The sequence below is a fragment of the Paraburkholderia sp. BCC1885 genome (assembly GCF_900996235.1).
GTDB lineage: Bacteria > Pseudomonadota > Gammaproteobacteria > Burkholderiales > Burkholderiaceae > Paraburkholderia.
Genome location: NZ_CAAJGM010000111.1, coordinates 523,534 through 549,074 on the forward strand (window position 1 = coordinate 523,534; position 25,541 = coordinate 549,074).

General features: G+C 64.3%; 23 protein-coding genes and 1 pseudogene. 13 read left to right on the forward strand and 11 right to left on the reverse strand.

Features of this window, described 5'->3' with window-relative positions; genetic code table 11:
• Positions 1 to 387: 387 nt before the first annotated feature.
• The 4 genes from rluB to FQ755_RS11300 form a co-directional block, all read right to left on the reverse strand.
• Entirely contained in the window at positions 388 to 2,256 is a 1,869-nt protein-coding gene (rluB, locus tag FQ755_RS11285) for a 23S rRNA pseudouridine(2605) synthase RluB (protein ID WP_144154065.1), read from the reverse strand.
• A gap of 60 nt (positions 2,257 to 2,316) precedes the next feature.
• A complete protein-coding gene (gene scpB, locus FQ755_RS11290; RefSeq protein ID WP_144154067.1) occupies positions 2,317 to 3,489 on the reverse strand; it encodes an SMC-Scp complex subunit ScpB in 1,173 nt (390 codons plus the stop codon).
• 355 nt (positions 3,490 to 3,844) lie between these two features.
• The gene (locus FQ755_RS11295) at positions 3,845 to 5,047 is read right to left on the reverse strand and encodes a pyridoxal phosphate-dependent aminotransferase (protein ID WP_144154069.1); all 1,203 of its coding nucleotides are present in this window, start codon (positions 5,045 to 5,047) and stop codon (positions 3,845 to 3,847) included.
• A gap of 126 nt (positions 5,048 to 5,173) precedes the next feature.
• The gene (locus FQ755_RS11300) at positions 5,174 to 6,076 is read right to left on the reverse strand and encodes a LysR family transcriptional regulator (RefSeq protein ID WP_144154071.1); all 903 of its coding nucleotides are present in this window, start codon (positions 6,074 to 6,076) and stop codon (positions 5,174 to 5,176) included.
• A gap of 409 nt (positions 6,077 to 6,485) precedes the next feature.
• On the opposite strand from FQ755_RS11300, the pseudogene FQ755_RS11305 reads away from it, so the two are divergent.
• Positions 6,486 to 6,881: pseudogene (locus FQ755_RS11305) on the forward strand (transposase); the annotation flags it as partial.
• 352 nt (positions 6,882 to 7,233) lie between these two features.
• Positions 7,234 to 7,485 carry a hypothetical protein gene (locus tag FQ755_RS11310; RefSeq protein WP_144154073.1) on the forward strand — a complete coding sequence of 84 codons (252 nt, stop codon included), beginning with the start codon at positions 7,234 to 7,236 and terminating at the stop codon, positions 7,483 to 7,485.
• 324 nt (positions 7,486 to 7,809) lie between these two features.
• Here the strand turns inward: FQ755_RS11310 and FQ755_RS11315 are convergent, their stop codons facing one another.
• On the reverse strand, positions 7,810 to 8,124 hold the full coding sequence (locus FQ755_RS11315) for a hypothetical protein (protein WP_144154075.1): 315 nt from the start codon (positions 8,122 to 8,124) through the stop codon (positions 7,810 to 7,812).
• A gap of 313 nt (positions 8,125 to 8,437) precedes the next feature.
• Between FQ755_RS11315 and FQ755_RS11320 the strand changes: the two genes are divergently transcribed.
• The 3 genes from FQ755_RS11320 to FQ755_RS11330 all read left to right on the forward strand — a co-directional run bounded on the left by FQ755_RS11320 (position 8,438) and on the right by FQ755_RS11330 (position 10,233).
• Entirely contained in the window at positions 8,438 to 9,115 is a 678-nt protein-coding gene (locus FQ755_RS11320; RefSeq protein WP_409937377.1) for a YdcF family protein, read from the forward strand.
• A 400-nt stretch (positions 9,116 to 9,515) separates the two neighbouring features.
• The gene (locus FQ755_RS11325; protein ID WP_144154079.1) at positions 9,516 to 9,758 is read left to right on the forward strand and encodes a hypothetical protein; all 243 of its coding nucleotides are present in this window, start codon (positions 9,516 to 9,518) and stop codon (positions 9,756 to 9,758) included.
• 217 nt (positions 9,759 to 9,975) lie between these two features.
• Positions 9,976 to 10,233, forward strand: coding sequence for a DNA-binding protein (locus FQ755_RS11330; protein WP_074264996.1), 258 nt, complete (start codon positions 9,976 to 9,978; stop codon positions 10,231 to 10,233).
• A gap of 110 nt (positions 10,234 to 10,343) precedes the next feature.
• Here the strand turns inward: FQ755_RS11330 and FQ755_RS11335 are convergent, their stop codons facing one another.
• Positions 10,344 to 10,634 (reverse strand): putative quinol monooxygenase, encoded by a 291-nt coding sequence (locus FQ755_RS11335; protein ID WP_144154081.1) that lies wholly within the window; start codon positions 10,632 to 10,634, stop codon positions 10,344 to 10,346.
• Positions 10,635 to 11,033: 399 nt separating this feature from the next.
• Between FQ755_RS11335 and FQ755_RS11340 the strand changes: the two genes are divergently transcribed.
• Complete coding sequence (locus FQ755_RS11340) at positions 11,034 to 12,326, forward strand: EAL domain-containing protein (RefSeq protein ID WP_144154083.1); 1,293 nt, start codon at positions 11,034 to 11,036, stop codon at positions 12,324 to 12,326.
• A 61-nt stretch (positions 12,327 to 12,387) separates the two neighbouring features.
• Here FQ755_RS11340 and arfB read toward each other — a convergent pair whose 3' ends face one another.
• Positions 12,388 to 12,792, reverse strand: a complete 405-nt coding sequence (gene arfB, locus FQ755_RS11345; protein ID WP_144154085.1) for an alternative ribosome rescue aminoacyl-tRNA hydrolase ArfB — start codon at positions 12,790 to 12,792, stop codon at positions 12,388 to 12,390.
• A gap of 194 nt (positions 12,793 to 12,986) precedes the next feature.
• Here arfB and FQ755_RS11350 point away from each other — a divergent pair, with 194 nt between their 5' ends.
• Together FQ755_RS11350 and FQ755_RS11355 are read left to right on the forward strand one after the other, a co-directional pair.
• Positions 12,987 to 13,628 (forward strand): VC0807 family protein, encoded by a 642-nt coding sequence (locus tag FQ755_RS11350; RefSeq protein WP_144154087.1) that lies wholly within the window; start codon positions 12,987 to 12,989, stop codon positions 13,626 to 13,628.
• A 187-nt stretch (positions 13,629 to 13,815) separates the two neighbouring features.
• On the forward strand, positions 13,816 to 16,347 hold the full coding sequence (locus FQ755_RS11355) for an FUSC family protein (RefSeq protein WP_144154089.1): 2,532 nt from the start codon (positions 13,816 to 13,818) through the stop codon (positions 16,345 to 16,347).
• Positions 16,348 to 16,454: 107 nt separating this feature from the next.
• Here the strand turns inward: FQ755_RS11355 and FQ755_RS11360 are convergent, their stop codons facing one another.
• Entirely contained in the window at positions 16,455 to 16,652 is a 198-nt protein-coding gene (locus FQ755_RS11360) for a hypothetical protein (protein ID WP_144154091.1), read from the reverse strand.
• A 247-nt stretch (positions 16,653 to 16,899) separates the two neighbouring features.
• On the opposite strand from FQ755_RS11360, the gene FQ755_RS11365 reads away from it, so the two are divergent.
• On the forward strand, positions 16,900 to 17,697 hold the full coding sequence (locus FQ755_RS11365) for a sulfotransferase family protein (RefSeq protein ID WP_144154093.1): 798 nt from the start codon (positions 16,900 to 16,902) through the stop codon (positions 17,695 to 17,697).
• A 70-nt stretch (positions 17,698 to 17,767) separates the two neighbouring features.
• Here FQ755_RS11365 and FQ755_RS11370 read toward each other — a convergent pair whose 3' ends face one another.
• Positions 17,768 to 18,382 (reverse strand): thioredoxin fold domain-containing protein, encoded by a 615-nt coding sequence (locus FQ755_RS11370; RefSeq protein WP_144154095.1) that lies wholly within the window; start codon positions 18,380 to 18,382, stop codon positions 17,768 to 17,770.
• 514 nt (positions 18,383 to 18,896) lie between these two features.
• On the opposite strand from FQ755_RS11370, the gene FQ755_RS11380 reads away from it, so the two are divergent.
• From FQ755_RS11380 to FQ755_RS11390, 3 genes are read left to right on the forward strand one after another with little or no spacing between them, the layout of a single operon-like run.
• Positions 18,897 to 19,526, forward strand: coding sequence for a transcriptional regulator (locus tag FQ755_RS11380; RefSeq protein ID WP_144154097.1), 630 nt, complete (start codon positions 18,897 to 18,899; stop codon positions 19,524 to 19,526).
• Positions 19,516 to 20,484, forward strand: a complete 969-nt coding sequence (locus FQ755_RS11385; protein ID WP_144154099.1) for an ornithine cyclodeaminase family protein — start codon at positions 19,516 to 19,518, stop codon at positions 20,482 to 20,484. Before FQ755_RS11380 ends, FQ755_RS11385 begins: the two co-directional genes overlap by 11 nt.
• 50 nt (positions 20,485 to 20,534) lie before the next feature.
• On the forward strand, positions 20,535 to 21,497 hold the full coding sequence (locus FQ755_RS11390) for a threo-3-hydroxy-L-aspartate ammonia-lyase (protein ID WP_144154101.1): 963 nt from the start codon (positions 20,535 to 20,537) through the stop codon (positions 21,495 to 21,497).
• 61 nt (positions 21,498 to 21,558) lie between these two features.
• Here the strand turns inward: FQ755_RS11390 and FQ755_RS11395 are convergent, their stop codons facing one another.
• Complete coding sequence (locus FQ755_RS11395; protein WP_144154103.1) at positions 21,559 to 22,041, reverse strand: Lrp/AsnC family transcriptional regulator; 483 nt, start codon at positions 22,039 to 22,041, stop codon at positions 21,559 to 21,561.
• A 130-nt stretch (positions 22,042 to 22,171) separates the two neighbouring features.
• On the opposite strand from FQ755_RS11395, the gene FQ755_RS11400 reads away from it, so the two are divergent.
• Positions 22,172 to 22,843 carry a cysteine dioxygenase family protein gene (locus FQ755_RS11400; RefSeq protein WP_144154105.1) on the forward strand — a complete coding sequence of 224 codons (672 nt, stop codon included), beginning with the start codon at positions 22,172 to 22,174 and terminating at the stop codon, positions 22,841 to 22,843.
• A 30-nt stretch (positions 22,844 to 22,873) separates the two neighbouring features.
• Here the strand turns inward: FQ755_RS11400 and FQ755_RS11405 are convergent, their stop codons facing one another.
• On the reverse strand, positions 22,874 to 25,477 hold the full coding sequence (locus FQ755_RS11405) for a mechanosensitive ion channel family protein (protein WP_144154107.1): 2,604 nt from the start codon (positions 25,475 to 25,477) through the stop codon (positions 22,874 to 22,876).
• Positions 25,478 to 25,541 lie beyond the last annotated feature (64 nt).

The window sequence follows — 25,541 nt, forward strand, 5'->3', positions numbered from 1 at the left end:
TCTAAGATGTTCGCGCGGCAAGCCTGCCGGTTTTACCTGCAAACAACCTGCGGGCCGCGCGCCAAGCCGGCGCACGTTCCTGCTACCCGAGATGCCGAACCACAAACGAAGCGGCAAAAAAAAATGGGCGAAACGCCCATCATCTTATTGCCGGTGGTCGCATCTGAGCCGCACATGAAAAGCCGCACGCCCAGCGACTCTGCGATTGTAGCCATTTTTCGGGACAAACGCAAACCGGCGGCGCGCGCAAACTCCGCATTTCCGCTTGATTTCACTGCAATGTTTGGCGCAGATGGGGGCGCGAAGCGCCCTCTGCAAGCTATCCCGCGCGGCTCAAGGGGTTCGATCGAAACGGGATCGTGCCCCTATCCGGCAATGAGCCGCAGCCTAGCGACCGCGCGAGCGGCCACGCGGCGCGCCACCGCGATTGGCGCCGGCGCCCGGATTGCCGCCGCCCGAGCGATTCGGACCGCTGCCACGATTGCCGGCCGGACCACGGCCGCCACCGTTGCCGGGGTTGCCGCCCGGCGCACCGGCACGCTTGCCGGCGCCGCCGCCTGCGGCGCGATTGCCGTTGCCCGACGGCGCGCGATTGCCGTCGACATCACGTCCGCCGCCGCCACGCGGCAGGTTGGCGCCGCTGCCGCTGCTCATCGGGCCGGTGAAGCCCGTGCTGGCGCCGCGCCCGGCGCCACGGCCATAGCCGCCGCCCGCACCCGCGCCGCCGCCGAAACCGCCGCCCGCCGCGCCGCGCCGCGGACCGCCGCCACGCGGCGGCTGCTGGTCGAAACGGCCATGCGACATCAGCACCGGTTCGCGGTTGATGAAGCCCATCGAGGTCTGCATCGGATCCGGCTGCTTGCGCTCCGGGGCCGCACTGCGACCGCCCTTCTCTTCGCTGGTGGCCTTCAGCCCCACCGACGCCATCAGGGCGCGCACCTGATTGTCTTCCAGCTCTTCCCAACGGCCGCGCTTCAGACCCTTCGGCAGCGAAATCGGACCGTGACGGGTGCGGATCAGGCGGCTCACCATCAGGCCGGCCGCTTCGAACATGCGACGCACTTCGCGGTTGCGGCCTTCGGCCAGCGCGACGTGATACCAGTGGTTGGTGCCCTCGCCGCCGCCATCGCGGATGCGCAGAAAATTCGCCGGACCGTCTTCCAGTTCGACGCCGTGCAGCAGCTTCTGGCGCATCCCTTCGGCCAGCTCACCGACTACGCGCACTGCATATTCACGCTCGACGCTGTAACGCGGATGCATGAAACGGTTCGCCAGATCGCCCGAGGTGGTCAGCATCAGCAGACCTTCGGTGTTGAAGTCGAGGCGGCCGACCGCGAGCCACTTGGCGGTCTTCATCGGCGGCAGCTTGTCGAACACTGAAGGACGGCCTTCCGGATCGGCATGACTGACGATTTCGCCGGTCGGTTTGTGATACAGCAGCACGCGCGGCGGTTTGTTCTGCAACTTGCGCTTGACCGGCTTGCCATTGATGCGGACCTGGTCGGTCGGCATGATGCGCTGGCCGATATGGGCCGGCTCGCCATTCACCGACACGCGGCCGGCGATGATCAGCTCTTCCATGTCGCGGCGCGAGCCCATGCCGGCTTCGGCGAGCACCTTGTGCAGCTTGGGCGCGTCGTCGTCGGCCGCGAGCACGCGCTTGGGCGCGGCCGGCTTGCCACGGCGCAGCATCGGGGCGCGCACGCCGCCGGTGGCGCTATTGTCCGCGTCGAACGCGGGCGAGGTGACATACGAAAACAGATCGTCCTGGCCGACATCCGCCGCCGGGGCGGCTGCCGCTGCGGCCGGCGCTTCGCCGCGCCGGTTCTGGCGGCCACGGCCACCTTCACGCGTTTGACTACCTTCACGCGGGCCGGCTTCACGCGGACCACCTTCGCGGTTGGCGCCGCCTTCACGCTTGACGCCGGCATTGCGGCGCGGGCCTTTGGCGCCCGGTTCCTTGCGCGGCATGCGGACTTGCGCCACCACTTCGCCGTCCGGCGGTGCTTCCGTCACGACCGCTTCGGGCGCGCCTTCCGCCGCCTTGTTCTTGGCCCCCGCGCGACGGCGCGCGATCAGGCTGCGCGGACCGCGACGCAGTCCGCGGCGCGGACGTTCTTCGCCCTCGGCGCCTTCTGCCTGCGCCGGGCGATCGGAGTCGCCAGCCGCTGCTTGCGAAGTACGCGTTTCGCCGGCACGCGCGGTTTGCACGGCGTGCTCGGATTCGGACGAATCGGTATCGTGGGTATCAGTCAAAACAACCTCAAAATGTCAGGTCGCGCGCGCCCATTGCGGGCGCGGCAAATGTTCGTTACGTCAGGCGCTGCGCGACTCGTTTTCGTCGTCGGTCAGTACGCCCGCGTCCCGTGCGGCATCGCGGCGATCTTCGGAATCGCCGTGCACCACACGTGTCGAATTCGACTCGACAGCGTGCTCCGTACTGCTGAGCTCGCCCGAGTCGTGCGCGGGTATTGCGGGACCGGCCTGGGAGGCCGTATCCTGGTCTGGTGTTGCGGGTGCGGTGCTTGTGGCAGCGTCCGCTTCGGGTTCGGCGTGTGCGCCTGTCTGAGCTTCGGCGGGTGTTTTTGCCTCAGCCGCTGCAACGGCCACATCAACGGTTACCTCAACCACCTCAGCGGCCGGTTCATTGGCCGCCTCTGCCGACCCAGCTATTTCTGTTCCTGCCAAAGTCGCCGCTGCTTCGGCATGGTCGCCTGGCGAATGAACAGCCTCGTCAAATGTTGGCCCGATGCTGTCGTGAGCGCTGTTCAGCGCGGCTGCAACGGGCGCTTCGACTGCCGCCGGCAGCTCTTCTGCGCCACTGGCTGCTGCCGCTTGCGCGGAAGCGTCTGCGTCGGCATCTTCAGCCAGCTCATCCACGGCGATTTCCGCGCTCGCCTCTTCGCCGTCGCCCTGCGCGTTGGCATCCGGAAACTCGATCGCATGCTGGCCCAGCAGGTCGGCATTCAACTGCGCCGACGGATCGTCCAGCGGCGGCAATTCGTCGAGCGCCTTCAGACCGAGGTCATCGAGAAACTGCCGGGTGGTCGCGTACAGCGCGGGACGACCCGGCACGTCCCGATGGCCGATCACTTCGATCCAGCTACGATCCTCGAGTTGCTTGACGACCTGCGTGTTCACGGTCACGCCACGAATCTCTTCGATATCGCCACGCGTGACGGGCTGCCGGTACGCAATAATCGCCAGCGTCTCAAGAACGGCGCGCGAATATTTCGGCGGTTTCTCGGGATGCAAACGATCGAGATACGAACGCATCGCAGGCTTACTTTGAAACCGCCAGCCCGACGCTAGCCCGACCAGCTCCACACCCCGTCCAGACCAATCCCGCTTCAGGTCTTCGAGCAACGTGCGAACCGTATCTGCCGACACGCCGTCGGCAAAGAGCTTGCGCAGGTCACCGAGCTTTAACGGCTCCTGCGCGCAGATCAAGGCAGTCTCGAGGACGATCTTCGCCTCTTGGGTATTCATGCAGCTAGGTCAGACCCTGTGGTCAAAGAACCGGATCAAACAGACGATGTGGAACTGAAGACGCGCTCGCCCGATTCTGATCGGTCATATTGATGGGAGCACGCACCGGGGGGAGGCGAAACAGGCAATCGAGCCATACCCAGCCGGACGGAGCAGCGATATTCCTGAAAGGAATCGCGTGACTGAGCGCCATATTACGCAAAAACATTCAGTGCGTAAAGACGAATCCCGCCGATTGCACGCTTTTCGTCCCCGGTTTTCGTCCACTTTCACTCTTTACCGGCGCAGCGGTTCGGAAAGCGCATCAAACATGGGCCGCACGGCAGTCGGAGTGGACGCCTCGCCGCGGATCGGCTCAGTCCGCGGCATGCAGGCCGAGGAACCTCCGCAGCCGCGCGACGCCCGCATCCAGCCGGGCCGTGTCGCAGGCGTAGCACCAGCGCACGAAGCCCTCGCCTTCGGGACCGAAAGCGCTGCCCGGCGCGACGCCGAGCCCCACCTCGCGCACCAGCGCCTTGCACAGCGCGAGACTCTGCGCCGCGCCCGGCAAGGCGAAGAACAGATACATCGAGCCGGCCGGCGCCTTCACGTCGACACCCGGCAGCGCCGACAACGCCTGCACGAGGTGATCGCGCGAAGCCTTGAGATCGGCCACCAGTTGCTGCGTGAAAGCCTCGCCGTGCTGCACGGCGGCGACGCCCGCCTGCTGCACGAATGCCGGCGCGCAGGAGGTGTTGTATTCGACGAGCTTGCCCAGGTCGTCCATCAACGCGGCCGGAGCGACGATCCAGCCGAGCCGCCAGCCGGTCATCAGCCACGCCTTCGAAAACGAATTCACGCAGATCACGCGCTCGTCGCGCCCGGCCAGATCGAGAAAGGATGGCGCGCTGCGGGCCGGGTCGTCGGCGTAATAGAGACGCTCGTAGACCTCGTCCGCGACAATCCAGATGCCGTGACGGCGGCAATGCTCGAGCACCGCGCGTTGCTGCGCGGCGCTCATCACCCAGCCGGTTGGATTATTCGGCGAGTTGAGCATCAGCAGCTTCGTGTCCGGCGTGAGCGCGCTCAGCAGGCGTTCCAGGTCGAGCGTCCAGCCCTGTGCACCGTAATCGAGCGCGACGGTTTCGACGTGCGCGCCGAGAATCTTCGGAATCTCGACCAGGTTCGGCCACAGCGGCGTCACGGCTACTACCCGATCGCCGGCACCGACCACCAGTTGCGCCGCCAGCATCAGCGCATTGACGCCGGCGCTCGTGACGGCGACGTGGTCGACCGAGGTTGCGCCGTGCAGGCGCGTCACGTAGTCGGCGAGCGCCGCGCGCAACGGCGCAATGCCGAGATTGTGCGTGTAGAAGGTGGCGCCCTGAGCCAACGCCTCGCTCGCGGCGCTGCGGATGAACTCCGGCGTCACGCGGTCGGACTCGCCGAACCAGAACGGCAACACATCCGCGATACCGAAACCGGCATTGGCCACTTCACGAATTTGGGAAGGTCGCAGCGCGCGCACGGCGTCGCGTGCATTGGGCAGAAGGGGCGTCGGCAGGTCGGGTTCGCTCATCGAGGCATCCGGGTGGGTCAGTGGGTCAGGTCGCGGGGTCGCGGGCGCGCGCGGGGTATCGCGCAGGGCGACAGTTTAGCGCGCCGGGCCGTTTCAGAACCCTCGCACGCAAGCCGCGCTGGCTGACTAGCCCAGATCCTCCGCCCGCGCCGGCGACTGCCGGATCAAGCCCCACACCGCCTCCGCCGCCGGTGACAGCGACCGGTCGCGCCGCCGCACCAGCTCGACCGTGCGCTCGGCGCGCGGCACCAGCGGCCGCGCCACCAGCGAGGTATCCGCCGGCAACGGCAACGCCAGCCACGGAAGCACGCTCACGCCCACGCCCGCCTCCACCAGCCCGAATACGGTCGCCGAATGCCCCAGTTCCTGCACCACGCTGGCGCTCACGCCATGCTGGCTCATCGCCGCGTCGATGATCGGCCGGCTGCCCGAGGCGTAATCGAGCATCACCAGCCGCTCGCCCTCGAGATCGGTCCACGCCACCTGATCCTTTGCCGCCAGCGGATGATCGTCGCGCGAGACCACACAGAACGAATCGGTCATCAGCGGCTCGCTCAGCAGATCGTCGGCGGCGAACGGTCCGATTACGACACCAAAGTCCACCTCTCCCGACTTGACCTTGCGGACCACGTCGCTCTGCACGTCGTCGCGCAGCCCCATGGTAATAAAAGGGAACTGCTGACCGCAGGCCGCCACGACGCCGGGCATCAGCCGGCACGCCACCGTGGGACTCGCCGCCACCACCACCCGTCCGCGGCGCTGCTCGCCGATCTCGCGGATCTCGCGTAGCGCGTCGTCAAGATCAGTCAGAAGACGCGACACGCTTGACACCAGATTGCCGCCCACATCGGTCAACTGCACCTCCCGCGTGGTCCGGTCGATCAGCTTCAGGCCAATCTCCGCCTCCAGCTCGCGGACACACCGGCTCACCGCCGACTGCGTCAGCCCGATTTCGTCGCCTGCCCGGCTAAAGCTCTGCAAGCGCGCGACCTCAATGAAAACCCTTAGCTGGCGCAGCGTGACATTCATCCCGACTCCTCATCAATGGTGATGTTTGATGAGCATTGTATTGTTTCTTGACACACTACACACGTTTGTCATCGTTTCGCTGCGATGCAGCAATAAGGCGCAAACGCACGTTGCGCGGGCCTGATTGCACAAGATTGGTGATTGTCCCGATTTGCGGGACGGGGTTTTTGGATTCTTATACGCCCCTGACTAACGCCCGCGCTGGCCCGCTACTACGGGGCTTCGAGGAAGTTTTTAACAAGATGGCACACTTCGTGCATTTGGATGCGCACTGGGTCGGCGCCATGGACCTGACTGCACAACCAGAACCGTGGCAAGCCCGACCCCGCCTGGCACTCGCGATTGAGTGCATGGAGAGTGCGCGGCGCGGGGCAGCGCACCGGAGTTAGCTTCGCTGAGGTGAGACATGATGCTGTTCGACGATTTGAGAGACAACGAGTGGGCGCTGGTCGAGGCGTTGTTCTGTGCGGAGCCAGCACGGAGCGAACGACGTGGCCGGCCACGTGTGGAAGCGCGCGCGGTTGTCAATGCGGTTCTTTGGGTACTCTCGACGGGAGAAGGCTGGTCCAAGCTCCCCGGCCGTTACCCCTCGCCGCCGACCTGCCGCCGCCGTTTCGACGAGTGGCAAGCCGATGGTACGCTCGCCGAAATAGTCAAGCGACTCGGCACAAGCGGCCGGGAAATCTCGCTGCGCGGCCGGATTGGCGCAACGGCTGCGAAGCCGCCTGCACCGCCGAGCCGCGACCGCCTGCGCGGCGCATTCTGGACCAATCCGGAATCGTGGCGCGCGCCGGTCAAGATGGCCTGACACTGTTACTCTGCCGCCGGGCGCCTTCGGGCGCCCGCTGTCTATCTGGTGGACGTATCGGGTGAACGGAAACGCTGCAGCCGGAGATTTGCAAGCGGCGGTCAGCGGACCGGGTCTTCGCAGACGGAATATGGCCGCAAATTATCTGTCCGACCTGAGTAACGATGCACCGTCGAGGGCCCTGCGAGCCGATGCGGCAACCTGTCGGTGCCGTGCGGCAATCGCAATAAAGCGGCTCGCCGACATGTAGTGAAACATCCATTTACGATTACTTACAGCGCGCTTTCGCTCCTGGGCATACCGTACAAGTATGCACACAGACCTGAATCAGGTTTGAACGGAGCCCAGCATGAAACCAATGTCCCTGCTTCTGTGCGGCATTGTCGTTTCATTGACCGCCGCACCCACCTTCGCCCAGCAACGGCCCGCCGGCTGGAACTGGCGGCCTGACCGGGCCGCCACGGCCGAGGCCTGGCAACAGGGCGAGCGCCCTCGCGAATTCACGCCGCCGACGCCACGCGGCGATTTACGGGGCGATATCGCCAGTAATGTGCGCACGCGACCGGAACCGGCGCGCGAGGACGGTCAGCGTCGCCACTAACGGCGCGCCGATTCGATATTTGATTCCTTCGGAAAATCGCGGTGTGACGAGCGGGTGAATAGGCGAATAGCCCTGCGATGCAGCCAGAACTCGCGGGAACCACCAAAGGTTGAGCCAGTCTCACCCATGCCATTAGCACAGCGTGGCAGTAGTAATTCCGGTACGCCCGTATCCTTGCGATACGGGCTTTTTTTCGCCCGAAGGCGCAACGCCCCGCGGCGTTTGGCTAACGCCGACGGCTTGTATCCAGCCGCGGCGCGCGTGCCATCCACTGCGTGCCAGTTGCTGGCATGCCGGCGTATCGAACACCAGCAGCACATCTCGTTACGGACGGGCTTCCAGGTCGGCCGTGCGGTGCTCCGCCGCGACATAGCCGGTCATCTTGCGCGTGGTCCAGTTCAGCGAACGTTCGTCGCGTTCGAGACGGGCAAACTCGGCCCGCCCGCGATCGGTCAGCACGGCGATATCGACCGGCGCATGGAAACCCGGAGCGGGCGCCACGGTGCGCTGCCGAACCGTCTCCATCAAGCCGAGCGCGCGAAGATATTCGAATACGCCTGGACGTCTGGCCCACGGCACCTGACGGTATTGCGCCCGCCGTAGCGCCTCGAGAACTACTTCGTTGGAATACGTGGTCATCTCACTTCTTTCTTAAAGTGCAGCCATGACACATCTTTGCGCAGCACGTCACCGCGCCACCAGCGACGCGCGTAGCACCCACCCATGGCGGACAGACTCATCGCAAGGGCGATATCACTGTCTTCCGCCAGGCGCCACCTGTTATGCCTGTTTTCGGGGTCCCCGTTCGAACCGTATGTTAGCGTTCGCTCCACGTGCCTGTGATGCAACCGAGGCGGCGCGATTAGCGGCAGCGTGAATGCCCCAAAAACCATACGTTACCCCATTTAAATTGATTCTATTCACTTTATTGGCGCTTTTTTTTGCAGCAATCGTGCTAACGCGGCGTGCGCGCATTCCGCTCGCATTCGCCGCTTTGGCCCTGTTCTGGCTGCTCGCGGCAGGCTGGCTGAGCGCCCCGCTGCTCTACCTGGCGCAGCGGGACACGCAGTCCTTGGCGCCGCCCACGTATGGCGCGCGCACCGTGATCGTTCTGCTGGGCGGCGGCACCCGATACGACGACGCCCACAGGCTGGTGCCGCGGGCAGACGTGCTGCCACGAATCGCAACGACCGCGGCGATCTACTCGGCCTGCAAACAGACCGGCGCCCGTTGCGAAGTGGTGATCAGCGGCGGCAATCCGCAGCATCACGAAGCCGCGGAGGCGGATAACTACCTGCCCTATCTCCTGCAAAAACAGGTGCCGCGCGCGGACGTCGTGCTGGAAAACCGCAGCCTCACGACCTACGAAAATGCTCGCAATGTCGCCGCGCTTTTGCAAGCCGAGCGCTACGACGCGTTGATTCTCGTCACGTCCGCGTATCACATGCCGCGCGCGCTGCTCGATTTTCACCATTTCGGACTCGCCCCGCAGCCGGTCATTTCCAGCGCGCGACATGTGCAGGTTGGTGTGCTGCCACGTTACGAAAATCTGGTGAGCGCGAACATCGCGCTGCATGAATTGATCGGCCTTGCGCAGTTTTATGTGTACCGCTCGCTTGGCTGGTTTTGACTTCGACAGACATGGCCATGCAGCTTCACCGTGACGATATGCGGCGGCATGCGCGCGTGAACAGGGAACGCGTGCCATATGTCGCGACAATTGATCAGTTATGCCAATTTATTTTGCCTGCCCGCCTGAGGCCCCACACTCACCCCGCAAACGACACTTCCCCTATCCGCTCATATTGCAGCTTCTTCCGATGCCAGCGCGTTTGCCGGCGCCACACGGCAATAACGCCCGTTGCAGCGAAAACGCCTCGGCCGACGAAACGGCACAATTGCAACCAAATGTAACTATCTGTCAAAAATGTTGCAAAGCGTCGGTTGGAGCGGATATTGCTCGCTAGAATGCACTGGTCCTTCAGATCGGACAGGCATTACTGAGCCACAACCACTCTACGGAGGTAACGATGAAGAAAGTGTCCCTGGCGATCCTGGTTTCCCTCTCGGCCCTGACGGGCGCAGCCTATGCACAGACCGACAACGGCGTCACGATGAGCACCGATCCGGCCAAGGCCGCCGACGTCGAGCAACGTGCGCAGGACTTGCAGTCGCAGCAGCAAGCCGCCGAAAGCCGGCCGGCCATGTCGTCCATGCACCACAAGAAGGCGCCGCATCACAAGGCGGCCAAGGCGGAAGCGGCCAGCCAATAAGCCGGCCATCGCGCCTGGCCGCGCGCCGAGCCGGCGTGCCAGGCGGATGAGCGGCATTCTCGCGGCGCCACTCGCGGCCGCAGCGCAAAAGTAAAAAAAGCCGAAGCGGGCCATGCCTGCTTCGGCTTTTTGTTGTCCGGCGTGTACTGACGGTATGCTAAAGTCGCGCACCGAAGAACCACCCCCAACCCGTGCGCACCCTGGTGCGGAGGACAGAATGAGCAACATCCAGCTAGACATCGAATGGACCGAGGCAGCATCCCGCAAAATCGAAAAACTGATGCCGCGCGGCGGCCAGGAAGCGTATCTTGCGCTGCCGCCGGTTGAATGTCTCCCCATGGAAGGCGACGTGCTGTTTCTCGGCCCGGACGGCAAGCAGCAACCCTTTATCGTCGCGGAACGCCAGTACCATCATGATGGCGATGCGGACTGGACCATCATCCTGATTCTCGACGTCCCGCAGTCGACGCACTAGGCGTCATCGCTCACGCGACGGGCACGCGGCCTTGCGCCGCTGCGTGTCTGTCTGCCCGCGTGACGCATCAACCGTGATACGTCAGTCAGCCGTGACGCCGTGAGACAGGCTCAGGCGATCTTCGACAGCACGCGAATTTCCGAATGCTCGACCCAGTCCGCGATGGCTTCCCGATAGGCCGCGATATGCTCGGACTTTGCGTGGGCAGCCAGCGCTTCCTCGCTTTCCCAACGTTCCACGAACACGAAGCGGCGCGGCTCGCGCAGATCGCGGTGCAGGTCGTACTGAAGCGCACCCGCCTCCTTGCGGCTCGGCCCGACAATTCCTTCGACCGCCGCACGCAACTTCTCCTCATCACCCGGCTTCGCCACCGAGATTGCCACTACTGCGATTTCCGCCATGCTGAACTCCGTTCGGGAAAAATCGCAGCATACCTGCCGCACGGCAAATCTGCTCGCGACCTGACCGCCGCCCTCGCTGACAGGGCAGGTCCAACGCGCTGTCGGAACCGATTGCTGCGTCGCCGGCCCGCAGGTTCGCCTGGACTTTGGCGGGCATCCTGCAGGCGCGCGTGCTAGCTTTGAATCTGGCGGCTGGCAGCCTTCGTCCGTGTGTGATAACCCGTACATTCAGGCCAGTTTCGAACTGCTAGACTGTTTTTTGACCTATCCGTCAGGGGCCAGCGTGGCTGGGATTCATCTCCGTCTCTTCGGGCAGCGTCCTCGCCCCACCAGCGCCACGGCCCCGTGCCTGTGCGGTGCGGGACTTATTGCGCACCGCATGCCTGAGGCCACGCCATCATGCCCACAGTCGAAGAACTGACGCTCAGCGGCGTTCTGCCCCATCTCGTGCTCGAAGAGTCCGGCTGGACCGCCACGTGGCGGGCACTCACGCTGCACAGCGTGTTTCAACCGGTGCTGTCCATCACCCATCAACGCATCGTCGGCTATGAAGCGCTGTTGCGAGCCTTCGACCCGGTCGGCCTGCCCGTCACGCCCGACGTGCTGTTTGCCAGCACCCGCACGGCCGGCGAAGCGCGCGAGCTGGACCGCATCGCGCGCTGCCTGCATGTTGCCAACTTCATGGAACAGAACGTCGAAGTCGGCTGGCTGTTTCTCAATACGCGGCCGCAGGTATTCGAAACCGGCTGGCCGCAGCGCACCTTCATCGACGAATTGTCTGCACATTTCGGGCTGCCGCAGGAGCGCATCGTGATCGAGGTGCTTGAGCAACCGGCGGACGACGAGTCCGCAGTCGCCAGCATGCTGGACGCCTCGCAGCCACGCGACTTTCTGATCGCCATCGACGACTTCGGCACCGGCTTCTCCAACTTCGACCGCGTGTGGCGCTTTCGCCCCGACATCGTCAAGCTCGACCGTTCGCTGGTGGCGCGCGCGGGCAAGCGCCAGGGCGACGAGTCGCTGATCAGTCATCTGATCGCCATGTTGCATCAGTCGGGCACGCTGGTGCTGGCCGAGGGCGTGGAGACCGACGACGAGCTGATGATCCTGATGCAGGCCGACGTCGATTTCGTGCAGGGTTTCTGGCTCGGTCAGCCGAAGGGCTCCGTGCAGGCCGCGTGTGCGCGCGTGCCGGCCCTGATCGATTCCATGTGGCGCAAGTTTGCCGAATACGAACGCAAGTACGCGGGCCACCGGCAACTCGGCTTCGATGGCTTCGCCGAAGCGGTACTGCGGGCAGCCGCCACTTATGCGACGAGCGGCGACCTCGCGGAAGCCGCGCAGCGCGTGTTTCACATTCCCGAAGCGCGCCGCGTGTTCGTCACGGATGCGCAGGGCGAGCAGACAGCGCCATCCATCAGTGCACCCAATGTTCCGCCACCGCCCCAGCGGCTCGCGCCGTTGCTCGCGACCACCCGCAGCAACTGGTCACGCCGGGCCTACTTCAAGCACGCGCTGGCCGCACCCGGCCGCGTGGCGATGATGGGCCCGCACTATTCGCTGATCGACGGCCAGGATTGCTACACCGCCGCCGTCACGCTCGATCGCGGCGGCAAGACCACGATACTGTGCGTCGACTTCATGCCGGGCGCACCGCGCAAGCCAGCCACGCACGGCTCGCGTAAGCGCTAAAGCGCTGTCAGGATCGCAGCGGAACTGCTGTCACGTCGAGCGCATCGATCATGTCCAGCGCTCAATCCTCTATGCGCGAGCGCCCCGACTTGATCTCGCTGCGCCGCGCCTTGGTGTCGAGCCGGCGCCGGTTCGATGCCCGCGTGGGCCGCGTTGCCACCCGCGGCGTGCGGGTCACGCTGACGCTCTGAATCAGCTCGTCGAGGCGCGCCAATGCCGAAGCACGGTTCATCTCCTGGGTACGATGCTCCTGCGCCTTGATGATGACCACACCGTCACGCGTCAGGCGACGGTCTGATAACGCGAGCAAGCGCATCTTCAGGACCTCGGGCAGCGACGACGCGCGCACGTCGAAGCGCAGATGAATCGCGCTCGAAACCTTGTTGACGTTCTGCCCGCCCGCCCCTTGCGCGCGCACGGCGGTCAGTTCGATTTCATTGGGCGGGATCGGGTAACGGGATGTCATGGCATGGTATGGAACAACGAACACGCAAGTGTACACACGCGCCCTGTGAACGTCTCGCGCGTCAAAAGCCTGCGCCGGAATACGGACAGGCGTAGCACGCGGCGAGCCACGCCGTTGCACGCCGCACAATAAACGTTGCCGCCAGCCGGCGCCTCACCGATACTCGCCCCTATCGCTTCCGACGCATCTAAAACATGAAACTGCGCCCCGCCTTTGTGCTCGAACTTGCGGTCAATCTGCTGCTGCCGTGGCTCGCCTACAAGATCGCCCTGCCGCGCTGGGGCGAGACCGGCGGCCTGATCGCCTCGGCCGTGCCGCCGGTGATCTGGAGTCTCGTCGAACTGGCGCGCTTTCGCCGCGTCGACGCGCTCAGCCTCGTCGTGCTGATCGGCATCGTGCTGTCGATCGGCGCGATGGCGCTGGGCGGCAGCCCGCGCATGTTGCTGCTGCGCGAGTCGCTGGTGTCGGGCGCGGTGGGCGTGGCGTTCCTCCTCTCGCTGCCCATGCGCCGGCCGTTGATCTTCTATCTCGCGCGCGCCACGGTTGCGCGCGAGGTTGCGGGCGGTGGCGCCCGCATCGACGCCCTCTGGAACGAGCGCCCGGCCTTCGCCGCCTCGATGCGCCTGATGACCGCCGTCTGGGGTGTGGGCCTCACCACTGAAACCGCCATTCGCTCCTGGATGGCGTGGACATGGACAGTGGAACGCTTCCTGGTGGTCTCGCCGTTTGTCGGCTACGGCATCTATGGCGCGTTGCTGGCGTGGACGCTGTGGTATCGCAAAACCTTGCGCAACGGTTCCGGCAGCGCAGCGCCAACAGACACCATCCTTGGCTGAAAGGCTTCGCTTACCCTCACCGCGCTCAGCCGCTCGCTTCGGAAAACAGCATAACAAAGGCATCGCCACGGCGTAACTAGCCAAACGGCCGAGGTCAGGTGCACCCTAAAATCAGTTAGACTCATCCTCAATTTGGGGCTTCCCCGCAATCTCATTATTGTCGTGGTACGAAACCTCCAGGCAGTCGATGCGTTATTCGGTCGAAATCAAAAAATTCCTATATAGCCAGTACTTTTACGGCGGCCTGCGGATCGCGGTCGGCGTATCGCTACCGGCCGTTGTTTGCCTGCTGCTGTTCCATGAGCGGGAGCTGGGCTTCACCATTGCGACCGGCGCGCTCGGCGCGTGCGTGGTGGATATGCCGGGCCCGCTCAAGTACAAGCACAACGAAATGCTGGCGTGCAGCGTGATCGGCTTTCTGTCGGCGCTGGCAACCGGCATCGCCACCGTCAACCCGGTGGCGCTCTGGTGCACTGTCGTGCCGCTCACGTTCGTGCTGTCGCTGATCGTGGTGTACGGCAACCGCTGGCCGCAAATCAGCTTCGCGACGCTCTTCATGATGATCATGACGCTCGAGGAGCATTTCACGCCCATGCAGGCGCTCGTCAATGCGGCATGGATACTCGGCGGCGGTCTCTGGTACACCTATTGGTCGACCTTCGTGAGCCGCTGGCAGTTGCACCGCATCGAACAGCAGGCGCTCGCGGAAAGCGTGTTTGCCTGCGCCGACTATCTGCTCGCGCGCTCCGATTTCTACGACCTCGATAACGACCTCGACGACTGCTACCGCAATCTGGTCGCCAAACAGATCGTCGCGGTCGACCGTCAGGAGGCAGCGCGCGACATCGTGCTGCGCAATCTGCCCAAGCTCAAGCGCGGCAAGCTCGAGCCGCGCCGCGCCATGCTGTTCAATCTGTTTATCAATACGGTCGACCTGCACGAACTGTTCGTCGGCGCGCATACCGATTATCCGATGGTGCGCAATACCTTCGGCGGCTCGGACATGCTCACCTTCTATCGCGACCTGATCCGCAAGGCTGCGGCGGATCTCGAAGAGATCGGCCTTGCAGTGCTGCAAAACCAGCCGCCGCGCAATCGCGTCAATGTGAAAGCCGAACTGCGCGCCATCGAATTCGAAATCGAGCTGATGCGCAAGCACGATATGCCGGCGAAAAACCCGGAGGCTTATTCGGCGGTGTCGGCCACCTTCCGGCGCATCTGGAGCGCCACGCGGCTGATCGACAAAATGCGCAAGAGCCTCTCCAGCGAGGCGCGCACCACGGAAACCGAACTGCGGCTCGACCAGGCGCTATCGCGTTTCGTGTCGAGCCGGCGCGTGCCGTTCGGACAGATTTTCTCGAATCTGACGATGGCCTCGCCGAGCTTCCGGCACGCGCTACGCGTGACGATCGCGGTGGCCGTCGGTTTCTGGCTGGGGCGTCTGCTGCCGCTCACCAACGCGTACTGGATCGTGATGACTACCGTCATCATCCTGAAGCCCGGCTATTCGCTCACCAAGCAGCGCAACAGCCAGCGGATCGTCGGCACGCTGATCGGCTGCGCGGCCAGCATCGCGCTGATGGTGTTCGTCAAGGAACCGCACATCCTGCTGGTGGTGATGTTCGCTTCCATGGTGATGAGCTATAGCCTTCTGCTGTTCAACTATACGGCGAGCGTCGTGTTCACGTCGGCCTATGTGCTGCTGATGTTCCACCTGCTGGCGCCCGGCAGCATGCGCATCATCGGCGAGCGCGCCATCGACACGGTGGTTGGCTGCGCGATCGCAATTGCCGCCAGCCACCTGTTCCCGTACTGGGAATATCGCCTGATGGGCAAGCTCGTCAACAGCATGATCGCCGCGACCCGGCAATATCTGGAAGCCAGTTGGTGGTGGAGCGGCAAACCCGTCGAAGTCACCACGGCGGTCGTGACCGAGGCCGGTGCGCGCGCGCCGGCGGCGGCGATGGCCAATCCCGCGGGGAGCTTTGGGGCGGCCGGTTTTAGCGGCGCGAATTTCGCTGCAACCGGGTTAGCGGCGGCGGCCGGCGCCAAAGCTGACGCCCATGCACGTACTGCAATGGCCGGCGTCAGTTCCACTGAGGTGACGGCCGAAGGCGCCGCCCAAGCCGCGGCGAACGTCGCGGCCGCTGCCATTGTCACCGCCACGGCTCCCGCAACGGCAGCCACTGGCGCCACTACTCCGGCCGCAACGGCGGCCGCCATCGCGCTCGAGCGCGACTATCGCTACCGGCTCGCGCGCAAGAATGTGCACGTGGCGTTCGCCAATCTCGGCCAGGCGTTTCAGCGCATGATGCTCGAGCCGAAAGCGGCGCAAAAGTTTGTCCCTGAACTCAACGATCTGCTGGTGCGCAGCCACGTGCTGGCCTCGCAGATCACCGCGGCCGCCCCCTTGCTGCGTACTTCGGCGCAACAGCCCGAGTCCGTTTCACTGCAGCCGCTGCAGCGCGTGTTGAGCGTGGTACGGGACAACCTCAGCGAAGCCGAGGCCGGCGCCGCGCCGCCGCCCGATCAGGCCGACGTCACGAAGCAGCTCTCGCGTGAGCTCGATACCATGGTGGTCGAAGCCGAGAAATCGGCCGACTATTCGGCGGAAGCCGTGCATGAACTGAAACTGCTCGCGCATCAATGCAAACAGATGCTCGCAGCGGCCAATCAGATTCGCAGGGATGCCAGCGTGATTCGTCTGCCGGACGAGTGAGTGGGGATAAAGGCGGAAAGCGGCGAAACCACGGCGCCCCCGCACTTGCCCGCACTTGCCCGTCCCACCCTACGCGTATCGGCTCTTCACTCAAGCCCTGACGCTTTTCACTGCGAACCGCCGCTCGCCGCGCCCGCTGTTGCAGCCGCAGCCGAAGCCACGCTGGGCGGCGAAGCATTCTCGCGGTCGAAGTCGCGCTTGCCGCTGATCGCGTTATACAAAAGCGTCGCAATCACCAGCAACACCGCAACGACAATAAACACGGCGATGCCGAGGGTCGGGTTCTTCTTGCGCGGTGGGTTCATGAGGCGGCTCGATTCTCGCGTGATGTCCTGGAAGGCAGGCATTTTACGCCCAGCCGCCTTGCACGTCGCTTGCAAACTCCGAACAGCAACGTAACGGCAACAGCATACCGCCACGACCGTTCGAACCCGCACATTTGCACGTAGAAGAAAACCCGGATAAAGAGCAATTCTGTACTCGCTCGATCGCGCTAACCGCCATCGACGTCGCCGCCTATGCTCTAAAGCAGAGCATCGATGGGAGCGCGAAATGCAACCGGGTCCCCTGTTTATCGTCGGCGCGCCGCGTTCGGGAACGACGTTCCTGTGCGCGCTCCTCAATACTCATCCGCTCATCGAGCTCACCAACGAGTGCCGGATTTTCGCGCCGCTGAAAAATATGCTCGAGGTCGAAAGTCATCGGCCCGACCTGCTGGCGGCGGCCCATCGCGAGCGTTTCGAGTCGTTTGGCCGGCGCACGCTCGGCGCATGGGTCGAACGCTTTTACCGCGATGCGCTTGGCGTCGAGGCGCCCATCTGGGGCGACAAGCATCCCGCGTATGGCGACCCCACCGTGCTGTCGGGCCGCACCGGATCCATCGAATGCATGCCGCGCTCGGGGTCGTGCCTGCGGCTCATCCGCGACGCGCTGCCGCACGCACGCTTCATTCATATTCACCGCGATCCGCGCCATGTCGCGAACTCGCTGATGCGCAAACGCTGGGCAGCGTCGCTCGAAGACGGCGTGCGCGTCTGGGGGCAGTACGTTGAAGAGATCACCGGTTTTTTCGATGAGTTGCCCAATCAGCAGACGCTTACGCTCCCCTATCGCCGTCTCGTTGAAGACGGCAGCGCGACGGTCGAGAAAATCGGCCGCTTTCTCGGACTCGCCGACGCCTCGCCGATCAGCGATTTTCTCGCCTCGCAACACCGTGCACCCACGCCGTTCAGCGATCCGGTGCGGGATATCGGCGACCTTTATATCGTGCCGGACTCCGCCGACGCCGACGACCCGCTGCTCGAGATCGCGGGCCATGCGGCGGTGCATCTGGGATATGCGGCGGCGTGAAAACGTCCGGGCGCGGGTGGATGATGCCTGGTCGAGGCCTGGTCGGGGCCTGGTCGGACCTGGTTGAGGCCTAGCGGAACCGTTGCAAGGACGGATCCGTAACCGGCTGTTCCGGCAGATTCAGCATGCCCGGCAGCGAGCTCAAAGGCGGCAAACCGCTAATATCCGCCCAACGTCCGCCGCTGGCTTTATAGATGATGGTCGGCGTGCCGTCGAAGCCGAGATTCTGAAACGTCTTGATGTTACCGTTCAACTTTGTCTGCGTGGCGGGCTCCATCTTCGCCAATGGCGCAATGCCGCCGGATTCTTCCTTCTCGTTGAATTTCGTCTCCAGCTCACGCAGCAGCGCCGGCCCGTTCTGCGCCTCCAGCAATGCAGCGGCCTTGCCCGGCGAGTCGGGTTTCAGGAAGCCCATTGGAATCCAATGCACCTGCAAGCCGGCCGCCTCATACGGCTGCAATGCTTTCCACGCGTAATGGCAGAAGATGCAATTCGGGTCCATGAAGACATACACCATCGATTTAACGTCTTTGCCCGACGCCCCTTCGACGATTGCCGGCGCATTCACGAACGACGTCGCCGCCGACGCGGGCAAATAACTCGGCGCCGGCTGATCCGCCGCCATGGCAAAACCGGACAACATAACCGCGACTGAAGCAACGACAAGCCTTGCAGGTTTGAACATCGGACACTCCCATTCGGTACAAGACGGACTGTTTAACTGCAAAAGTGCGTCAATTGTAGCGATCTCAGCCTGAGGCCGCAGCGAGCGGCGCGCTGCAAGTTTTACACCCGCGCAACCAGGTTTCGTACTGCTTCCACGTGATCGATAAAATTTATTTGGATATCTAAATAAATTTTTATTTAGGGGATTTATCGCACATGACGCGCGCGCCAGCCGTCCGTTGACGATCGCCGGTGGTTACCGCGGCCTCAATGCGGCGCAAAGCAGGATCCCGCTCTCGCAGGACAGCCTCGCTTCGACGGAGTCGCTATCGCGGCAGACCACCAATCAGTAGCTCAAGAACCCGGAGAGCCAAAAGATCTGAGCCTGAAGTCCGGGGAAATCGCGATTCTGGATTTTGACCGCCTGCGGGCGGCAAGCCTCCGTGGGACCGAGCCGTGAGTCACGCACGAGTCTTTTCGCGGACCAAAACCGCATCATTGACAAATATTCCAATAATAGATATTGTGTCCAGATGGCAAAATCCTCCAAAGAACAGCAGGTCCTGGTCGACCAACTGAAGCAGGTGGCGAAAGGCCTCGGCGAGACCTTTGCGCCGTTCTGCGAAGTCGTGCTGCACGACTTGCGGCAGGCCGATCATTCGATCGTCGCCATCCACAACAATCTCTCGGGACGGGAAGAAGGCGACCCCACCACCGAGTTGGGTCTCGCGCGCATGGCAGACGAGACCTATCCGCAAATCATCGCCAACTATGCCAACCAGTTCGCGGACGGGCGGCAGGTCAAAAGCACCTCGATCGGCATCAAGGACTCCGACGGCCGCTACGTGGCCGCGCTCTGCATCAACGTCGATCTGACGCTGTTCGGCAGTCTGCAAAACATGATCGGCCGGTTCGTCGCGACGGATGACGCCTCCAATGTGGCGGAGTCCCTCGACCCGCCGGGCGCAGACAATATCCGGCAGCGTATCGACCAGTTCGCCGCCCGGCTCGCGACCACGCCGCGCGCCTTGAAGGCGGCCGAGCGGCGTGCGCTCATGAGCGAACTGCGCGAGTCCGGCAGCATGGAAGTGCGGCGCGCGATGGAAATTGTCGCGCTTCATCTAGGTGTATCGCGTGCCACGGTGTACAACGATGTCAAATGATGCACGCTTAGTCCTGCTGGATAAAAACGTCGTCGAGTCGCTGCTGATTCCCGACGATGTGCTTGCCGCCGTGCGTGAAGCCTTCGTTCTGCACAGCCGGCGGGAAGGACGCGTTTTCCCGCTCGTTCGTGAAGCGCTCAAGACGGGCGGCGTGTTCGGCATCAAGTCCGGCGACGTGCCGCAGCAAAACCTGCTCGGCTTCAAGGCTGCCGGGTTCTGGCCCGGCAACCGGGCGCTCGGCGGTGAACCGCATCAGGCCACCATCGTTTTGATCGATCCGGCGAGCGGCCGTCCGCTTTGCATCGTCGACGGCAATGCGGTCACCACCATGCGCACAGGCGCCGCGGGCGCTTTGGGGCTGCAGCGCCTGGCCCGTGCGGAGAGTTCGCGCGTCTGCGTGTTCGGCACGGGCGTGCAGGCCAGGGTGCAGTTGAGCTTTGCCCTGCGCTTGATGCCTCGCCTGCAGAAAGTCCGCTACGTGACGACATCAGGTCAGCCGAATCGAGACTTCGAGACGCGCTTCGCCGATCGTTGCGACATCGCCCTCGCGCCTGAACGCAACGCCGCGGTCGCCGAAAGCGACGTCGTGATCACCGCCACGCCAGGCGCCGGCGCGCTATTCGATGCCGACGCCGTGCAGCCCGGCACGCATCTGAATTGCGTCGGCGCCGACACCAAAGGAAAGCGCGAACTCCCCGCTGGGCTTCTGCAACGCGCACGCGTGTTCGTCGACGATCGCACCCAGGCCAGCCAGATCGGCGAGATGCAGTGGGCTGTCAATACGCCCTGCACGGAGCTCGGCGATCTGCTGACCGGCCAGGCGTTCAATCGCACGCGAGACGACATCACCGTTTTCGACATGACGGGTCTCGCCTTGCAAGACCTGACCGTGGCTCGCATGCTATTCGACCGCGCCAGCCAGCTCCAGCTTGGCACCGCCCTTTCGTGGCCGTGGTGACGGCCCGCCCTTACGCGTCGTCCGACGCACGAACCTTTGACGGACTCAACATGCTGAATCTCCCGACTTACCAGGACGTTGCCGACGCCGCCGGGCGCATCGCGGCCACCGCCAACCGCACGCCGGTCCTGACCTCGCGCACCGCCAACCAGGAGATGGGCGCGGAAGTTTTCTTCAAGTGCGAAAACTTCCAGCGCATGGGTGCATTCAAGTTTCGCGGCGCGATGAACGCGCTGTCGAAATTCGACGCGCGTCAGCGCGCCGCCGGCGTGGTGGCGTTCTCATCCGGCAATCACGCCCAGGCCATTGCGCTGGCGGCGAAGCTGCTGGGCATTCCCGCCACCATCATCATGCCGCTGGATGCGCCGGCGGCCAAAGTCGCCGCTACCAAGGGCTACGGCGGCAACGTCGTGACCTATGACCGCTACACGGAAGACCGCGAAGCGATAGGCCGCGAACTCGCCGAGAAGCACGGCATGACGCTGATCCCGCCCTACGATCATCCGGACGTTCTCGCCGGCCAGGGTACGGCCGCCAAGGAACTGATCGAGGAAGTCGGGCCGCTTGACGCCCTGTTTGTGTGTCTGGGCGGCGGCGGCCTGCTGTCGGGGTCGGCGCTCGCAGCGCGCGAGCTCGCGCCGAACTGCCTGATCTATGGCGTGGAGCCCGCGGCGGGCAACGACGGGCAGCAATCGTTCCGGACTGGCTCGATCGTCCACATCGACACGCCCAAGACCATCGCGGACGGCGCGCAGACCCAGCACCTCGGCGAATACACCTTCGCGATCATCAAGCGCGATGTCGACGACATCCTCACCGCCACCGACGACGAATTGATCGCCTGCATGCAATTCTTCGCAGAGCGAATGAAAATGGTGGTCGAGCCCACCGGTTGCCTCGGCTTCGCGGCTGCGCGCGCCATGAAGGACCGGCTGCAGGGCAAGCGGGTGGGCGTGATCGTGAGCGGCGGCAATGTCGATCTGCAACGCTATAGCGAGTTCCTCGCCGCTTGAGGGCTCGACTGCGCGACGGCGCGGCGCCTGTTATGCGCCGCGCCCGCCTCGCAACCTGCCGTCACCGGCCTTCCGCCACCGCCGTAGCCCGCACCGGCAGCGCGGTCGAATACTTGATCTGCTCCATCGCGAAGCTCGAACTCACGTCGTAAAGCGGCACGGCGGCGATCAACAACTTGTAGACGCGATCGTAGTCGTCGATATCCGAGACCACCACGCGCAACAGGTAGTCGGTCTCGCCGCTCATCCGGTAAACCTCCACCACCTCGGGAATCTCCTGGACAGCGCGCGTGAACGTGGCCGCCCATGCTTCGGTGTGCTGGTTGGTCCGCACCGCGACGAACACGGTGGTGCCGACGCCGAGCTTGCGCGCATCGCACAGCGCCACCTGTGCGCGAATCACCCCCGCTTCCTTGAGCCGCTGCAGGCGCTTCCAGCACGGCGTCTGCGACAGATTGACCTTCTGCGCCAGTTCGGCGATCGGCATGGTCGCGTCCTCCTGGAGCAACTCCAGCAGCTTGCGATCGATGATATCCATTCCCATGATTGCCCTCGAATAGGAAATTATTCTACTTTTAAACAACATGGGGGAATTATATGAAAACTCTTTCTCTGCGCAAACCGGTATAAATATTTCCGTCCGATAACCGTCTTCAAGCGTTTGCGCCGCCCCTATGAGCCACGAAATATCCCCGTCCGCCGCCGACCGTTGTACGATTTCTGTTGCTGAGGAAACGGCGCGCGCCTTATCCGTATCGGCGGCGGCGCCCATCTGCGCCGCGCCGGCCGTCCTGCGTCTGTGCGAGGCACTGGACGCGGCCTTCGAGCAATCCGCCCACTCCAACGATCCATCGCAACGCGCGTCCTTCGCCCTCGGCATCCGGACGGCGTTAGCCGAAGCCGCCGCCGATCCCGCGCTGCTCGCCCCCGCACAGCGCGAGGGAGCCGCGGACACCTACCGGCGCCACCTGCTCGCCGCCGATCCGCACGGCCGCTATGCCATCGCCGCGCTGGTCTGGATGCCCGGCCAGGCGAGCCCCGTACACGCCCATCAGACGTGGTGCGGCTATGCGGTGCTGGACGGCTGCTTGTCGGAAACGGTGTATGACTGGAACGAAGCGCAGCAGCGCGCGGTCGAGACACGTACCCAGCCGCGCGCGAGCGGCGCGGTATCGTTCGTGCGCGCGGGGCGCAGCGGCATCCATCGGCTCGGCAACGCGAGCGGCGCGCCGGCGGTCTCGCTGCATATCTACGGTGTCGAAGGCTCGCATATCGCCACGCACGTCAACGACGTGCTCGAAGTTGCCGCTCGCGCAACTCGCGCCGTGGAACCCGCCGCCGCCTGAAGCGGGATCATGAAAGTGCGGCGGGTACGCCTAGCTTTTGCCCGCTTCGCCCGCCGTGGGAATCTGCGGCGCCACCGGTTCGGGACCGGTTGAGGGCGGCGCCGGGCGCGGCTCGTGAGACACATCGCGGGCCGCCACGCTCAAACCAGCCGGCCGCATTGAACCGGTCACTCCGCCATGAGGCGCGTGATCTCGTCCGGCTGAAGACGCCGGCGAAGGCGCCGGCACTTCGTCATCCGGCAACGGCTGCCCTTCGTTATCCTTGGACGACGTGAACACCCGCATCTGCGGCACCGGAATCTCGATACCGGCTTCGTCCATCTTGCGCTTCAGCCGTAGGTTAAAGGCGCGCGCGACGCTCCATTGCTGCAGCGGCCGCGTCTTGATCTGCCCTTTCACGACCATCCAGTTCGGATCGAAGCGGTCGAGTCCCCATACTTCGATCGGACCCAGCATTTCGCGCCGGTAACGGAAATCGGCCATCAGATCGGCGCCCACCTCGCGGATGAGCTGGGTCACCTGATCGACGTCCGCGGAAAAACCCATGCGCACTTCGAACACCGCATAGGCAAAATCGCGCGACAGGTTTTTCACGATCTTGATCTGCGAAAACGGAATGGCGTGAATCGCGCCCTGCCCGTCGCGCAGACGCACCGTGCGGATCGACAGATGCTCGACCGTACCCGCATGCCCGCCATCGACGTCGATCCAGTCGCCGACCGAAATCGTATCTTCGATGATGATGAACAGGCCCGTGATCAGATCGGTCACGAGCGACTGCGCGCCGAAGCCGATAGCCAGGCCGATCACACCGGCGCCCGCGAGCAGCGGCGTCACGTTGATGCCGAGATTCGCTGCGGTGACGATGCCGGCCACCGTCACGAGCGTGACGAACAGCGCATTGCGCACCAGCGGCAACATGGTGCGCGCCCGCGTGCTGGCGTTGCGCGATTTGCTGCGCGAACCGCTCGGCGTGAGCGCTTCCCGGATCGCGGTGTCGACCAGAATCCACAGCAGCCAGGCAATGAACCAGGTGGTGAGAATCGCCATCACGGCATGAGCGATGCCGCGCGCCGCGACGTTCTCCTCGATCATGCTCGCGAGCGACACGCCCCACAGCCGCGCGGCCAGTTCGAGGAAGCCGAGCCAGATGAACAGCGTCACCAGCGTGCCGACGAATTGCAGCAGCCGGCGCAGATAAGGCGAGCGGCGATGCCGGCGAATATCGCGCGGCCGCGTCACCCGCAACACGACGGCCGACAGGAAAAACGCCAGCACGAGGAACAGCGCGGTCACCACCGAGATCTGCAGCACGTTCTCGTTCGAACCCGAGCCGCCGATGGTGGCAATCACCGAAGCGCTCGCCAGCAGCAGCACCGGCACATGCCAGAGCGAGGCGAGAACGTCGAACGCATCGGTCGCGGCTTTGTGGTCGTGGCGCGGCTCGTAGGCGCGATTGCGGATCAGGTGCGCCACCGGCCGGCGAAACGCCAGCGCAAAATAAGCGGTCAGCACGGCGGCGACCATGTTCGCCACGGTCGAAATCAGCTCGGCCAGATTGGGGCCGAGCTGATGCGCGACATCGTAGTTCACCGCGGCGTCGCCCAGCGCGGCGCACACACCGATCACGAACAGCAGTTGCCGCGCATGGTCGATCAGCACCCGCACCGCGACACGCCGATGTCCCGAGCCGAATAGCGAAAACATGATGAGACAGATGCCGGAAAACACCGCCCCGGCGACGATCGCATAGGCCACCACCATGCCCAGCGTGCGGCCGAGCGCGTCGGGCATGGCGCGCGCGAACACCAGCGCGGCCAGAAATGCGACGATCCACGGACCGACCCGGCGCAGCGCGAACAGCAGCAGCTCAATGCTCGACGGATTCGGCTTGAGTTCGAAGGTGAGACGGTAGCGTTCATGCAGGCGGCGCTGCAGATAGATCAGGGCCCATGCGCACAGTCCCCAGCCGGCCAGCATCGCGGCCATGTCGAGCAGGATCTTGCCGGGACTTTCGGGCCCCTGCCCCGTGACGATCGTGAACAGCTCATTGGCGGCTGCATTGAGGCGACCGCCCCAATAAAGCAGCGGCGTGCGGCCCTGATGCACGCCGGACTCGAACGAGGCGATACCCGAGGCGATGGCGCCCAGCAAACCGGGACTCGGTTGCGCGGGCGGTGCGGGCGCGACATTCCGGCTGACGTCGCGCAACTTCTTGAGCTGGGTGACGAGGGCGCTGCGCTGACGGTCGTTGTCGAGCGTCGAGATCACGCTGTCGAGCGAACGGGCCAGTTCGGCCTGGCTGGCCGGCGACGGCGCGGAAGCCGCTTCGGCTGCCGACGCGGCATCGGATGCCGGCGTCGCCGTGGCGCTGTTGATCAGGCTCTGCAGGGCCGGAATCACCGGCGTCGGAGCCGCCGCCTGGGCGAGCCGCGGCGTCGCAACCAGACACGCGAGCGCAATCAGGCAGACAGCGAGTGACCACGCGAGCGCCCACGGCCGCACCCGCATGGCGCGGCGCGGCCAAGGGTCGGCAGCCGAATGGCGGATAAATTGAAATGTAGTGCGAAATGCCCGCAGGCCGCCGGTCGACGGCGCAGCCCCGGACTCACACCGCTGGTGGCATGACTTCATGGCAATCCGTAACAAAACGGCAGACGCCAAGTGTAGCCGCACTTGTCTCGACAACGCGCATCCT

Coding starts and splice junctions, on each gene's coding strand:
- scpB (WP_144154067.1), bottom strand. CDS start 3,489: ATGAATACCCAAGAGGCGAAGATCGTCCTCGAGACTGCCTTGATCTGC.
- FQ755_RS11295 (WP_144154069.1), bottom strand. CDS start 5,047: ATGAGCGAACCCGACCTGCCGACGCCCCTTCTGCCCAATGCACGCGAC.
- FQ755_RS11300 (WP_144154071.1), bottom strand. CDS start 6,076: ATGAATGTCACGCTGCGCCAGCTAAGGGTTTTCATTGAGGTCGCGCGC.
- FQ755_RS11310 (WP_144154073.1), top strand. CDS start 7,234: ATGAAACCAATGTCCCTGCTTCTGTGCGGCATTGTCGTTTCATTGACC.
- FQ755_RS11315 (WP_144154075.1), bottom strand. CDS start 8,124: ATGACCACGTATTCCAACGAAGTAGTTCTCGAGGCGCTACGGCGGGCG.
- FQ755_RS11325 (WP_144154079.1), top strand. CDS start 9,516: ATGAAGAAAGTGTCCCTGGCGATCCTGGTTTCCCTCTCGGCCCTGACG.
- FQ755_RS11330 (WP_074264996.1), top strand. CDS start 9,976: ATGAGCAACATCCAGCTAGACATCGAATGGACCGAGGCAGCATCCCGC.
- FQ755_RS11335 (WP_144154081.1), bottom strand. CDS start 10,634: ATGGCGGAAATCGCAGTAGTGGCAATCTCGGTGGCGAAGCCGGGTGAT.
- FQ755_RS11340 (WP_144154083.1), top strand. CDS start 11,034: ATGCCCACAGTCGAAGAACTGACGCTCAGCGGCGTTCTGCCCCATCTC.
- arfB (WP_144154085.1), bottom strand. CDS start 12,792: ATGACATCCCGTTACCCGATCCCGCCCAATGAAATCGAACTGACCGCC.
- FQ755_RS11350 (WP_144154087.1), top strand. CDS start 12,987: ATGAAACTGCGCCCCGCCTTTGTGCTCGAACTTGCGGTCAATCTGCTG.
- FQ755_RS11355 (WP_144154089.1), top strand. CDS start 13,816: ATGCGTTATTCGGTCGAAATCAAAAAATTCCTATATAGCCAGTACTTT.
- FQ755_RS11360 (WP_144154091.1), bottom strand. CDS start 16,652: ATGAACCCACCGCGCAAGAAGAACCCGACCCTCGGCATCGCCGTGTTT.
- FQ755_RS11365 (WP_144154093.1), top strand. CDS start 16,900: ATGCAACCGGGTCCCCTGTTTATCGTCGGCGCGCCGCGTTCGGGAACG.
- FQ755_RS11370 (WP_144154095.1), bottom strand. CDS start 18,382: ATGTTCAAACCTGCAAGGCTTGTCGTTGCTTCAGTCGCGGTTATGTTG.
- FQ755_RS11380 (WP_144154097.1), top strand. CDS start 18,897: ATGGCAAAATCCTCCAAAGAACAGCAGGTCCTGGTCGACCAACTGAAG.
- FQ755_RS11385 (WP_144154099.1), top strand. CDS start 19,516: ATGTCAAATGATGCACGCTTAGTCCTGCTGGATAAAAACGTCGTCGAG.
- FQ755_RS11390 (WP_144154101.1), top strand. CDS start 20,535: ATGCTGAATCTCCCGACTTACCAGGACGTTGCCGACGCCGCCGGGCGC.
- FQ755_RS11395 (WP_144154103.1), bottom strand. CDS start 22,041: ATGGGAATGGATATCATCGATCGCAAGCTGCTGGAGTTGCTCCAGGAG.
- FQ755_RS11400 (WP_144154105.1), top strand. CDS start 22,172: ATGAGCCACGAAATATCCCCGTCCGCCGCCGACCGTTGTACGATTTCT.
- FQ755_RS11405 (WP_144154107.1), bottom strand. CDS start 25,477: ATGAAGTCATGCCACCAGCGGTGTGAGTCCGGGGCTGCGCCGTCGACC.